Origin of the sequence: Streptomyces sp. NP-1717 (genome assembly GCF_022695985.1) — a bacterium.
In the GTDB taxonomy this organism is placed as follows: domain Bacteria; phylum Actinomycetota; class Actinomycetes; order Streptomycetales; family Streptomycetaceae; genus Streptomyces.
The window spans coordinates 20,212-32,852 of the sequence record NZ_JAAPBF010000064.1; the positions used below are offsets into that span (position 1 = coordinate 20,212).

Sequence of the window (12,641 nt, forward strand, 5' to 3'; positions counted from 1 at the left end):
TCAGCTGGAGGAATCGAAATGGCACGTGCGGTCGGCATCGACCTGGGCACGACTAACTCCGTCGTCAGCGTTCTCGAAGGCGGCGAGCCCACCGTCATCACCAACGCCGAAGGCGCCAGGACCACGCCGTCCGTCGTCGCCTTCGCCAAGAACGGCGAGGTGCTCGTCGGAGAGGTCGCCAAGCGCCAGGCAGTCACGAACGTCGACAGGACCATCCGGTCGGTCAAGCGCCACATGGGCACCGACTGGAAGATCAACCTCGACGGCAAGGACTTCAACCCGCAGCAGATGTCCGCGTTCGTCCTTCAGAAGCTGAAGCGCGACGCGGAGTCCTACCTGGGTGAGAAGGTCGTGGACGCGGTCATCACCGTCCCGGCGTACTTCAACGACTCCGAGCGCCAGGCCACGAAGGAGGCCGGCGAGATCGCGGGCCTCAACGTCCTGCGTATCGTCAACGAGCCGACGGCCGCCGCGCTGGCGTACGGGCTCGACAAGGACGACCAGACGATCCTCGTCTTCGACCTCGGCGGCGGCACCTTCGACGTGTCGCTCCTGGAGATCGGTGACGGCGTCGTCGAGGTGAAGGCCACCAACGGTGACAACCACCTCGGTGGTGACGACTGGGACCAGCGTGTCGTCGACTACCTGGTGAAGCAGTTCGCCAACGGTCACGGCGTGGACCTGGCCAAGGACAAGATGGCTCTCCAGCGTCTCCGCGAGGCCGCGGAGAAGGCGAAGATCGAGCTGTCGTCCTCCACCGAGACCACGATCAACCTGCCGTACATCACGGCGTCCGCCGAGGGTCCGCTGCACCTGGACGAGAAGCTCACGCGCTCTCAGTTCCAGCAGCTGACGGCCGATCTGCTGGAGCGCTGCAAGACCCCGTTCCACAACGTCATCAAGGACGCCGGCATCGCGCTGTCCGAGATCGACCACGTGGTCCTGGTCGGTGGCTCCACGCGTATGCCCGCCGTCGCCGAGATCGTCAAGGAGCTCACCGGCGGCCGTGACGCCAACAAGGGCGTCAACCCGGACGAGGTCGTGGCCATCGGTGCCGCGCTCCAGGCCGGTGTCCTCAAGGGCGAGGTCAAGGACGTCCTGCTGCTCGACGTCACCCCGCTGTCTCTTGGTATCGAGACCAAGGGCGGCATCATGACCAAGCTCATCGAGCGCAACACCACGATCCCGACGAAGCGCTCCGAGATCTTCACGACGGCCGAGGACAACCAGCCGTCGGTGCAGATCCAGGTCTACCAGGGCGAGCGCGAGATCGCGGCGTACAACAAGAAGCTCGGAATGTTCGAGCTGACCGGACTGCCGCCCGCCCCGCGCGGTGTGCCGCAGATCGAGGTCGCCTTCGACATCGACGCCAACGGCATCATGCACGTGGCCGCGAAGGACCTCGGCACCGGCAAGGAGCAGAAGATGACCGTCACCGGTGGCTCCTCGCTGCCGAAGGACGAGGTCAACCGGATGCGTGAAGAGGCCGAGCAGTACGCGGACGAGGACCACCGCCGCCGCGAGGCCGCCGAGACCCGCAACCAGGCCGAACAGCTCGTCTACCAGACCGAGAAGTTCCTCAAGGACAACGAGGACAAGGTCCCCGGTGACGTGAAGGAAGAGGTCGAGACCTCCATCGGCGAGCTGAAGGAGAAGCTCAAGGGTGAGGACACGGCCGAGATCCGTACGGCCACGGAGAAGGTCGCCGCCGTCTCGCAGAAGCTGGGCCAGGCCATGTACGCCAACGCCCAGGCCGAAGGCGCCACCGACGCCCCGGGCGCGGAGCAGGCCGGTCCCGCCGGCGGCACCGACGCCGCGGACGACGTCGTGGACGCCGAGATCGTCGACGACGAGAAGCCCAAGAAGGACGGTGCCGCGTGACGGAGGAGACTCCGGGCTTCGAAGAGGAGCCCGACGTCCCTTCAGGCGCCACCCCCGAAGACGCCGCGCCGAAGGCCGCCGAGCCGGACTCCGCCAAGGAGTCAGGCCCGGCCGGCCCCCCGGCAGGGGACGTACAGGACGCAACACAGACGGCGCTGATCGCTCAGCTGGACCAGGTCCGTACGGCGCTCGGTGAGCGCACGGCAGACCTTCAGCGGCTCCAGGCCGAGTACCAGAACTACCGCCGCCGGGTCGAGCGGGACCGGGTCACGGTCAAGGAGATCGCCGTCGCGAGCCTCCTGACCGAGCTGCTGCCCGTGCTCGACGACATCGGGCGTGCCCGGGAGCACGAGGAGCTCGTGGGCGGGTTCAAGTCGGTGGCGGAGTCGCTGGAGACGGTGGCCGCGAAGATGGGCCTCCAGCAGTTCGGCAAGGAGGGCGAGCCCTTCGACCCGACGATCCACGAGGCGCTGATGCACAGCTACGCGCCGGATGTCACCGAGGACACGTGCGTCGCGATCCTCCAGCCTGGGTACCGGTTCGGCGAGCGGACCATCAGGCCCGCGCGCGTCGCCGTGGCGGAGCCCCAGCCGGGGGTCCAGCCCGGGGAGAAGGCGTCGGGCGCCGACGAGCCGGACACGGACGAGGAGAACGGTGGCCCGGACGAGGGCTGACGTGCCGCCCCGCGGTACGGGACGTGCGGACGGCGGTACGGATGGGCAGTACGCATGACGGGCAGTTCGCATGACGGGCAGTGAGGAGGGACGTCGGGAATGAGTACCAAGGACTTCGTGGAGAAGGACTACTACAAGGTTCTCGGCGTCCCCAAGGACGCCACCGAGGCCGAGATCAAGAAGGCGTACCGGAAGCTCGCCCGCGAGTTCCACCCGGACGCCAACAAGGGTGACGCCAAGGCCGAGGAGCGCTTCAAGCAGATCTCCGAGGCCAACGACGTGCTCGGCGACCCCAAGCGGCGCAAGGAGTACGACGAGGCGCGCTCGCTCTTCGGCAACGGCGGCGGCTTCCGGGCCGGCCCCGGTGGCGGCGGCGGGTCCTTCAACTTCGACCTGGGCGACCTCTTCGGAGGCGGCCCCCAGGGCGGCGGTCAGGGACCCCAGGGCCAGAGCGGCGCCGGCGGCTTCGGCGGCGGGCTCGGGGACGTGTTCGGCGGCCTCTTCAACAGAGGCGGTCCCGGCACGGGCACGCGTACGCAGCCGCGCCGCGGCCAGGACATCGAGTCCGAGGTGACGCTCAGCTTCACCGAGGCGGTCGACGGGGCCACGGTCCCGCTGCGGATGTCCAGCCAGGCGCCCTGCAAGGCGTGTTCGGGCACCGGCGACAAGAATGGTTCGCCGCGGGTCTGCCCGACCTGCGTCGGCACCGGACAGGTGTCGCGCGGCACGGGCGGCGGCTTCTCGCTGACCGACCCGTGCGTGGACTGCAAGGGCCGTGGGCTAATCGCCCAGGACCCGTGCGACGTCTGCAAGGGCAGCGGCCGAGCCAAGTCCTCGCGGACCATGCAGGTGCGGATTCCGGCGGGCGTCAGCGACGGCCAGCGGATCCGGCTGCGCGGCAAGGGCGCTCCGGGTGAGCGCGGCGGTCCGGCGGGCGACCTGTACGTGGTCGTCCATGTCGGCTCGCACCCGGTCTTCGGCCGTAGGGACGACAATCTCACCGTCACCGTGCCGGTCACCTTCGTGGAGGCGGCGCTCGGCGGCGAGGTCAAGGTCCCGACGCTGGGCGGGCCGCCGGTCACGCTGAAACTGCCCGCGGGCACGCCCAACGGCCGTACGATGCGCGCCCGGGGGAAGGGTGCCGTACGCAAGGACGGCAGCCGGGGCGACCTCCTGGTCACCGTCGAGGTGGTCGTCCCCAAGGATCTCGGCGCCGAGGCTCGTGACGCGCTGGAGACCTACCGGAAGGCGACCGTGGGGGAGAACCCGCGGGACGAGCTGTTCCAGGCAGCGAAGGGAGCGTGACTCCAATGGACGGGGTCGGGCGGCGTCGACCGCACTCATCGTTCAACCGAGCCTACGAACTGACCGAAGAGTCCCCTGTCTACGTCATCTCGGTGGCGGCCCAGCTCTCCGGGCTGCACCCGCAGACACTGCGCCAGTACGACCGGCTGGGCCTGGTCTCGCCGGACCGTACGGCGGGCCGGGGCAGGCGTTACTCGGCGCGCGACATCGAACTGCTCCGCCAGGTGCAGCAGTTGTCGCAGGACGAGGGCATCAACCTGGCCGGCATCAAGCGCATCATCGAGCTGGAGAACCAGGTCGCGGCGCTCCAGGCGCGCGTGGCGGAACTCGGCGCGGCGGTGGACGGCGCGGCGGCGGCGATGAGCCAGCGCGAGGCCCAGGTCCACGCGTCGTACCGGCGCGACCTGGTGCCGTACCAGGACGTGCAGCAGACGAGCGCGCTGGTGGTGTGGCGGCCGAAGCCGAAGCTGTCGTCGGACTAGAGGGTGTCCGCGAAGTAGCGCCCGGCGGTGTCCGGCGAGGAATCCGATGTGGGAAGGCCCGTCGCCTTCTGGAGAGATCCGGGGCGGCGGGTCTTCGTGCTTCCCCCGCTGTGGGCCGGCACGTGTCCGACGGGTCGGCGGGTTCGCGTACCGATCCCCTAAACGCGGCCCAGACCCGACTGGACGATGAGGGCGCCGAGGTGGGTGCGGCTGGAGGCGTTGAGGGCCTGCATCAGTTTGGCTATGTGGGAGCGGCAGGTGCGGACGCTGATGCCCATCTTGCGGGCGACCATCTCGTCGGTGGTGCCCTCGGCGAGGAGACGGGCGATGCTGCGCTGTACGGACGTGACAGGCACGTCGGGGGAGACGGCGGGCGGGCGTTCCGTCATCGGAGTGGCGTGGGCCCACAGGACCTCGTAGACCTGGACGAGATACGTGATCAGGGCCGGGTGCCGGATTTCCAGGGCCGTGTGGCGGTTGGCGCTGGCGGGGATGAAGGCCACGGAACGGTCGACGATGATCAGGCGTTCGACGGTCTGCTCGACCGTGCGTACCTCCAGCCGGTCGGCGGGCACCTGCTCCAGATACTCCTTGACGATCGGGCTGTAGCGCGCCGGGTGCTGGTACAAGTGCCTTAATCGGGCGCCTCGTTCGATGGCCGCGAGGGAGCGGGCCAGACCCGCCATCATGACGTTGCGCTGCCTGCTGAAGCCCGGCTGGACCGTGAGGATCTCCGATGTCGCCGCGCCGGCGGCCTCGCCGACCTTCGCGTCGATCAGCCTTTTGCCGTCGAGGGCGGTGATGGAGGCGACGGGGTCCTCGGTGACGACGTTGCTCAGCGGCGCGAGCGAGTTGACCAGGGACGCGGTGAGCTGTACGCGTTCGTGGATCTCCCGGGTGATGGGCTGGAGGAGGTGCGCCAGGGCCGTGGACGGAAGTACCGGGCGCATCGACGCGTCGTCCCGGGGGTCGGGATACATGAGGGCCATGTCGGTGAGGCACGGCGCGGGCGTGAGTTCGTCGCGGTTGATCCGGCCTCTGCGCAGCGCCTCGGTGTAGAGGCGTATCGCCGACTCGCACAGCTCCCGGTCGCTGTGCGGATGTGTCTGTTTGTCTGCACTTTCGGCTATTTGAGTGCCCCCCGCTTTCTGCAATGCAGCAAGATGACGGTGGTGAAATCCTAGTCGGTGGTGGAGTGTTGTTGAGGCCGGGAGGGGGCAACTCCCGGAGCGCGTCCGGGCCGTGGCCTCGCCACCGCGGGCGTGGTCACGGCCTCACTCCACTCTTTCCCAGTGGTCCGCTGGAGGTGCCGCGTGTTCGGACAGCTCAGTGATCCTGGTCCAGGACTCCTGATTGGGCGATGAGATAGCCGAGTTGGGCCCGGCTGCCACTGCCGAGTGTGGTACTCAGCTTGGCGATGTGCGCGCGGCAGGTGCGTACGTTCATGCCGAGTCGGCGCGCGATCGCCTCGTCCACATGGCCGTCGATGAGGAGCTTGGCGATGGAGCGCTGGGTGCTGGTGATGCCGTCGATCTCCGGTGCGTACGACAACTGCTCGTCCCAGGGGGTGCCGTGGAGCCAGAACTGCTCGAAGACACCGACGAGATACTGGACGAGCCCTTCGTGACGCAGCTCCAGGGCGATCCTCCGATCGCTGCGGGCAGGTACGAACGCCACTTTGCGGTCGACGATGATGAGGCGTTCGATGATCTCTTCGAGCGTTCTCACCTCCACTCCGTGCGGGGCGACCAGTTCCACGTAGGCCAGCGTCGCGGGGTGGTGCCGGGCCGTGTGCTGGTACAGGGTCCGCATCTTCACGCCGTTGTCGAGCAGGGGGCGAACCCGGCGCAGGGCCTCCTCCTGGGCGGTCGGCCCCCTTCCGCTGCCGGGCTGGACGGTCAGCAGTTCCTCGGTGCATTCCGCGGTGACCCGGTCCAGGGTCGAGTTGATGAGACTCAGCCCTTCGAGCACGGTGATCGCGTGCGTGGTCGACGGGTCGGTGGCGGTGAGCGTCATGAACGGCTCGAAGGTCTCCGCCAGCGACATGGCGAGTTGCCTGCGCTCCTGGATCTCCCGTTCAAGGGGATGCGTGAGCTGGTTGAGGGCGATGGCCGGGGACACGGGACGGAGCCACTGGGCGTCGTCCGGATCCGGCCGCAACAGCGCGAGCGCGAGCAGGCAGGGTGCCCCCTCCACCTCTGACCGGGACAGCCGGCCGGAACGTAGCGCCGCCGCGTACAGATTTTTGCCGGCTTCGCACAGTTCGCCAGGCCCATGCTTATGTCCGTCAATCCCCTGACTTGACTGCATTTGCCACCCCCTCAGGGTCCTGAATTACAGGAACATGATGCCCGTGCTCGCTGGTGGAAGCGTTCAGCGTGGGCCATCGTCTTAGTCGCGGGGGGAGGATAGTGATCAGAATGGGGTGGAGATCGTCCATGAAGAGGATGGCACGCGCGTTTTGCGTACTTGCTTTTGCCGTGGCCGTGACGGGTTCGCTCGCCGCGGTCGGTACCCCCTCGGCGGATAGCGCGTCTGTATCCGCTGTGCTGGCCCTGCCGGGCGATCCCTCTTGGGAGAGCGCACCGGCAGACCTGGGCGCATGACCGTCCCGCCGGACGACAGGGTCTTTCGGCGTGAGATGGCCTCGGCCTACCGGTCCGGGTGGCACTTCATCGATCTCGTCACGGCGATCCCACACCGTGGTGACTCGCTGATGGTCACCTTGTTCGGAGAGCCGGTGGTCGTCGTCCGTGAGGAGGACGAGGACGTCCGTGCCTACCGGTGTCTGAGGAAGCCTCGGGGGGCGCCGCAGCCCGTACGCTGCGCGATTCGGTACGACATGATTTTCGTCAATCTTGACCAGCGTGACCACCAGCTGGTCGAACCACAGACCATTTCCGCCACCCCCCGCAGTGCCTGAGCGATTCCCCCGTCGTAGTAGATCGCTCGGGCGCTTCCCCCACACAGCGGCGCCATCGTGGACCTGAAACGCGATGGCGCCGCTGTGCTGTCCGCGTACGGGGCCGGTGTGCCGTGCCCCGTACGCGGGCGGAGTGCGTGGCGGCGGCGTACGCGCGGCGCGCGTCATCCTCTGCCCAGCGCGCGGTCGACGACGATCTCGATGACGACCCGGTCCGGATTGGGCGCCGGCGTGCGTTCGTAGCGGGCCGCGTAACGGCCTACGGCGTCCGCGACCCGATCGGCCTCCGTGCGTACCGTCGCGAGGCCCTCAAGCGTCGCCCAGCGCCTCCCGTGGGCCTGGCAGACCGCGACCCGCCCGCCGTCGGGGCCCGCCGCCAGGATGTTGGCGACCTTGGTCGAGTTCTTGTTGGTGATGACACGTGCCAGCGCGGCCTCCGGTTCGTATGTCACCCCCACCGGCACCACGTGCGGGGTGCCGTCCGGCCGGAGTGTGGTCAGGGTGCACAGGTGGCGCTCTCCCCAGAAGGCGAGATATCCGGGGTCGGGATCGCGTACGTCTTGGGCCATGCCGGAAGAATAGGCGCGAATCGGCCTCGGAGGTGCGGGGTGGCGGGAGTTGGTCTCCGAGGGCGATCGGCCGCCGGGCGTTCCTCGCGCGCCTTGAGTGGAATAGACTCAACTTTGCGTACGTTGGGTGGGTCAGGTCCCCGGGGCTGAGGGACCGGCCCGAGTCGAGGAGGAGAGACCGCACGTGGACGCCGAGCTGACGAACAAGAGCAAGGACGCGTTCAACGCCGCCACCGAGCGCGCGGTGTCGGCGGGGCATGCCGATCTGACCCCCGCGCATCTGCTGCTCGCGCTGCTGGCCGGCGAGGACAACGAGAACGTCACCGACCTGCTCGTCGCGGTCGACGCCGACCAGGCTGAGGTACGGTCCGGGGCGGAGCGGGTCCTGGCCGAGCTGGCCAGCGTGCGCGGCTCCACCGTCGCGCCGCCGCAGCCCGACCGCAGGCTGCTGGCCGTCGTCGGCGACGCCGGCAAGCGGGCGGGGAAGCTGGGCGACGACTACGTCTCGACCGAGCATCTGCTCATCGGGATCGCGGCCGAGGGCGGCAAGGCCGGGGACGTACTGGACCGGCAGGGAGCCGGTGCGAAGAAGCTGCTGGAAGCGTTCGAGAAGGCAAGGGGAGGACGCCGGGTGACCACGCCCGACCCGGAGGGCCAGTACAAGGCCCTGGAGAAGTTCGGCACCGACTTCACGGCCGCGGCGCGCCTCGGCAGGCTCGACCCGGTCATCGGCCGGGACCAGGAGATCCGCCGCGTCGTGCAGGTGCTGTCGCGCCGTACGAAGAACAACCCCGTGCTGATCGGCGAGCCCGGCGTCGGCAAGACGGCCGTGGTGGAAGGGCTCGCGCAGCGCATCGTCAAGGGCGACGTGCCGGAGTCCCTGAAGAACAAGAAGCTGGTCTCCCTGGACCTCGGCGCGATGGTCGCGGGCGCCAAGTACCGCGGTGAGTTCGAGGAGCGGCTGAAGACCGTCCTGTCGGAGATCAAGGAGAGCGACGGGCAGATCATCACGTTCATCGACGAGCTGCACACCGTCGTGGGCGCGGGCGCCGGCGGCGACTCCGCCATGGACGCGGGCAACATGCTCAAGCCCATGCTGGCCCGCGGCGAGCTGCGCATGGTCGGCGCGACGACCCTGGACGAGTACCGGGAGCGCATCGAGAAGGACGCGGCGCTGGAGCGGCGCTTCCAGCAGGTGCTGATCGCCGAGCCGAACGTCGAGGACACGATCGCGATCCTGCGCGGGCTCAAGGGCCGGTACGAGGCGCACCACAAGGTGCAGATCGCGGACGCCGCGCTGGTGGCCGCCGCCGCCCTCTCCGACCGCTACATCACCTCGCGCTTCCTGCCCGACAAGGCCATCGACCTCGTCGACGAGGCCGCCTCCCGCCTCCGTATGGAGATCGACTCCTCGCCTGTCGAGATCGACGAACTCCAGCGGTCGGTGGACCGCCTCCGTATGGAGGAGCTGGCCCTCAAGAACGAGTCGGACCCCGCGTCCAAGCAGCGTCTGGAGAAGCTGCGCCGCGACCTCGCCGACCGCGAGGAGGAGCTGCGGGGACTCGACGCCCGCTGGCAGAAGGAGCGCCAGGGCCTCAACCGCGTCGGTGAGCTGAAGGAGAAGCTGGACGAGTTGCGGGGGCAGGCCGAGCGCGCGCGGCGCGACCAGGACCTCGACACCGCCTCCAAGCTGCTGTACGGCGAGATCCCGGACGTGGAGCGGGAGTTGGCGGAGGCGGCCGAGGCGGAGCAGGAGGCCGCCAAGGACACCATGGTCAAGGAGGAGGTCGGCCCGGACGACATCGCCGATGTCGTCGGCTCGTGGACCGGGATCCCGGCCGGGCGGCTGCTGGAGGGCGAGACGCGCAAACTCCTCCGTATGGAGGCCGAGCTGGGGAACCGGCTGATCGGCCAGACGGAGGCGGTCGAGGCGGTGTCGGACGCGGTACGGCGCACCCGCGCGGGCATCGCGGACCCGGACCGGCCGACCGGTTCGTTCCTCTTCCTCGGGCCGACCGGTGTCGGCAAGACCGAACTGGCCAAGGCGCTGGCCGACTTCCTCTTCGACGACGAGCGGGCCATGGTCCGCATCGACATGAGCGAGTACGGCGAGAAGCACTCGGTCGCCCGGCTCGTCGGCGCGCCGCCCGGCTACGTCGGCTACGAGGAGGGCGGCCAGCTCACCGAGGCCGTCCGCCGCAGGCCGTACAGCGTGGTCCTGCTGGACGAGGTCGAGAAGGCGCATCCGGAGGTCTTCGACGTCCTGCTCCAGGTGCTCGACGACGGGCGGCTCACCGACGGCCAGGGCCGGACCGTGGACTTCCGCAACACCATCCTGATCCTGACGTCGAACCTCGGCAGTCAGTACCTGGTCGATCCGGTCCCCTCGGCTCAGACGAAGAAGGAGCGGGTGCTGGAGGCCGTACGCAGCTCCTTCAAGCCGGAGTTCCTGAACCGGCTGGACGATCTCGTGGTCTTCTCGGCCCTCTCCGAGGAGGAGCTGGCCAGGATCGCCGACCTCCAGATCGCCCGCCTCGCCAGGCGACTGGCCGACCGCCGGCTCACCCTCGACATCACTCCGGAAGCCCTCGCCTGGCTCGCCGACAAGGGCAACGACCCGGCGTACGGCGCCCGCCCGCTGCGGCGTCTGATCCAGACGGCGATCGGCGACCGGCTGGCGAAGGAGATCCTCGCGGGCGAGGTCGTGGACGGCGACACCGTACGGGTGGAGCGCGTGGACGACGGGCTGATCGTGGGGCCGGTGACGCGCGGGGAGGAACCGGAGGACGCGGAGGCGGGGGACGGAACGGACGCGCCTTCTCTGGAGAAGACGCCGTAGGGCACGGCGGGCCCCGCCCGGCCCGCGGGCCCGCCACCCACGTGGTGGCGGGCCTTCCAGTGGACCATCGCGCGGAGCTTCGCGCGATTGCCCACGGGGTGCAGGGTTTCCGCCCGGGGATCGCGGCTAGGGTCGTCGTCAGACAACGGCATGCCATCCTCAGGAGAATCCAGCGATGACCATCGACCCGTCCTCGATTCCGAATTTCGGGGCCCAGCCCCAGCCGCAGGCTGCGGGAACGGCGGGCCCTGTCGTCCCCGACCAGGACCTGGTCAAGCAGCTCCTCGACCAGATGGAGCTGAAGTACGTCGTCGACGACGAGGGTGACCTCGCGGCGCCGTGGGAGGAATTCCGCACGTACTTCATGTTCCGCGGCGAGGGCGACCAGCAGGTCTTCTCCGTGCGGACGTTCTACGACCGGCCCCACGCCATCGATGACAAGGCCAAGATCCTCGACGCGATCGACGACTGGAACCGCCGCACGCTGTGGCCCAAGGTCTACAGCCACGTGCACGAGGAGGAGGACGGCGGCCCCACCACCGTCCGCCTCATCGGCGAGGCCCAGATGCTGATCGGCACCGGGGTCAGCCTGGAGCACTTCGTGTCGTCGACCGTCAGCTGGGTGCGGGCGTCGATCGAGTTCGACAAGTGGATCGTCGAGACCTTCGGGCTGACCCCGGCCGAGGAGAAGTCCGGCGAGGAGAAGCCGGCCGACGACGCCTGACGAATCGTCCGGACAACGCCTCGTGGCGCCCCCTGCGGCGGCTCGCCGGGCGCGCCCTCCTTACAGCGGCATCGGGGCCAGCGTGAGCAGGTACGTCCCGTAGCACCACGACAGCCCGGCGAGGGCGGCGATCACCACGGTCGCCACCCTCGGCCGGGCTTTCGTGAGCGCGCACGCGAGCGGGAGCAGCAGCGGGAACGCGGGCAGCAGGAAGCGCGGCTTGGACTCGAAGAAACCGCCACCGCCGACCGCGATCAGGAGCAGCACCCCCGCGTACACGAGCAGTGGCAGGGGTGGGCGGTTCTCCCGGTCCACGAGGAGCAGCACGAAGAGCAGTACGCCCGCGGCGACGATCGACGCGGTCATGGGGGAGGCGAGTTCGGTGGCCCGCAGCGCGACGTCCCGCACGTTGAGCAGGTTGTCGACGCCGAGGTCGAAGCGGGACCGCCAGCCGGCCTGCACGGCGAAGTAGCCGCCGAGCGGATCGCCGGTGCGTAAGCCCACCCAGAGCACGTAACCGCCCCAGCCGAGCGGCGCGACGAAGGCCGCTGCCCAGAGCCGCCAGGGGGCGTGGGCGCGGCGCTTCCACAGTTCGTACGCCGCCGCGACGCACACTGCCGCCGCGATCGCGATCCCGTTGGGCCGGGAGAGGCCCGCGAGCGCGGCCAGCGAACCCGCCCACAGCCAGCGGCCGGTGACCACCGCGTACAGGGAGAAGGCGGCGAAGGCGGTGAGGAGCGGTTCCGTGTACGCGAGGGAGAGCACGACCGAGTGCGGGAGCAGGCCCCACAGGAGCACCAGGAGGGCCGCGGTTGTCCGGCCGTGGAGACGTTCGCCGAGGAGGTACATCGCGAAGGCGGCGGCTGCCGCGGCGGCCCAGGAGAGCAGCACGGCGGCGGTGCCGCCGCCGAGTGGGAGCACGGTGGTGACGGCGCGTACGAGGGCGGGGTAGAGCGGGAAGAACGCCAGGTCGCTGTGGACGGCGCCGTCGGTGAAGTGGAGGGTGTAGCCGTAACCGTTGGCGGCGATCCTCGTGTACCAGACGGAGTCCCAGGTGCGGGTGAGGAGTTGGGACGGCGAGCGGCCGATGCGTTCGGCCCACAGCCACAGGATCAGCAGGCCGGTGAGCCGGGCGGCGGCGAACAGTCCGAGCGCGGGGGCGGCGCGGCGGAGCGCGGAGGCGAGGCGGGCGCCGCGCGGTCGCCGCACGGGGCGGCCGGCGGGGCGGCGCTCGGGTCGACCGG

At 69.5% G+C, this 12,641-nt stretch carries 11 protein-coding genes; 7 read left to right on the forward strand and 4 right to left on the reverse strand.

Annotated features, from left to right (window positions below):
• Positions 1-18: 18 nt before the first annotated feature.
• From dnaK to GXP76_RS16010, 4 genes are all read left to right on the forward strand, one after another.
• Entirely contained in the window at positions 19-1,881 is a 1,863-nt protein-coding gene (gene dnaK / locus GXP76_RS15995; RefSeq protein WP_242572187.1) for a molecular chaperone DnaK, read from the forward strand.
• Positions 1,878-2,555, forward strand: a complete 678-nt coding sequence (gene grpE / locus GXP76_RS16000) for a nucleotide exchange factor GrpE (RefSeq protein WP_242572188.1) — start codon at positions 1,878-1,880, stop codon at positions 2,553-2,555. Before dnaK ends, grpE begins: the two co-directional genes overlap by 4 nt.
• Positions 2,556-2,654: 99 nt before the next feature.
• Complete coding sequence (dnaJ, locus tag GXP76_RS16005; protein WP_242572189.1) at positions 2,655-3,860, forward strand: molecular chaperone DnaJ; 1,206 nt, start codon at positions 2,655-2,657, stop codon at positions 3,858-3,860.
• 5 nt (positions 3,861-3,865) lie between these two features.
• Positions 3,866-4,342 carry a heat shock protein transcriptional repressor HspR gene (locus tag GXP76_RS16010; RefSeq protein ID WP_164252017.1) on the forward strand — a complete coding sequence of 159 codons (477 nt, stop codon included), beginning with the start codon at positions 3,866-3,868 and terminating at the stop codon, positions 4,340-4,342.
• Between the two features lie 158 nt (positions 4,343-4,500).
• Here GXP76_RS16010 and GXP76_RS16015 read toward each other — a convergent pair whose 3' ends face one another.
• Entirely contained in the window at positions 4,501-5,496 is a 996-nt protein-coding gene (locus GXP76_RS16015) for a helix-turn-helix transcriptional regulator (RefSeq protein ID WP_242572190.1), read from the reverse strand.
• A 172-nt stretch (positions 5,497-5,668) separates the two neighbouring features.
• Positions 5,669-6,652: a helix-turn-helix transcriptional regulator gene (locus GXP76_RS16020; RefSeq protein WP_242572191.1), complete on the reverse strand. Its 984-nt coding sequence runs from the start codon at positions 6,650-6,652 to the stop codon at positions 5,669-5,671.
• Between the two features lie 292 nt (positions 6,653-6,944).
• On the opposite strand from GXP76_RS16020, the gene GXP76_RS16025 reads away from it, so the two are divergent.
• Positions 6,945-7,265 carry a hypothetical protein gene (locus GXP76_RS16025; RefSeq protein WP_023539836.1) on the forward strand — a complete coding sequence of 107 codons (321 nt, stop codon included), beginning with the start codon at positions 6,945-6,947 and terminating at the stop codon, positions 7,263-7,265.
• Between the two features lie 164 nt (positions 7,266-7,429).
• Here GXP76_RS16025 and GXP76_RS16030 read toward each other — a convergent pair whose 3' ends face one another.
• The gene (locus tag GXP76_RS16030; protein ID WP_242572192.1) at positions 7,430-7,834 is read right to left on the reverse strand and encodes a pyridoxamine 5'-phosphate oxidase family protein; all 405 of its coding nucleotides are present in this window, start codon (positions 7,832-7,834) and stop codon (positions 7,430-7,432) included.
• 184 nt (positions 7,835-8,018) lie between these two features.
• On the opposite strand from GXP76_RS16030, the gene clpB reads away from it, so the two are divergent.
• Positions 8,019-10,673 carry an ATP-dependent chaperone ClpB gene (gene clpB / locus GXP76_RS16035; RefSeq protein ID WP_242572193.1) on the forward strand — a complete coding sequence of 885 codons (2,655 nt, stop codon included), beginning with the start codon at positions 8,019-8,021 and terminating at the stop codon, positions 10,671-10,673.
• Between the two features lie 175 nt (positions 10,674-10,848).
• A complete protein-coding gene (locus tag GXP76_RS16040; protein WP_242572194.1) occupies positions 10,849-11,397 on the forward strand; it encodes a YbjN domain-containing protein in 549 nt (182 codons plus the stop codon).
• A gap of 60 nt (positions 11,398-11,457) precedes the next feature.
• Here the strand turns inward: GXP76_RS16040 and GXP76_RS16045 are convergent, their stop codons facing one another.
• A complete protein-coding gene (locus GXP76_RS16045) occupies positions 11,458-12,606 on the reverse strand; it encodes a mannosyltransferase family protein (protein ID WP_242572196.1) in 1,149 nt (382 codons plus the stop codon).
• Positions 12,607-12,641 lie beyond the last annotated feature (35 nt).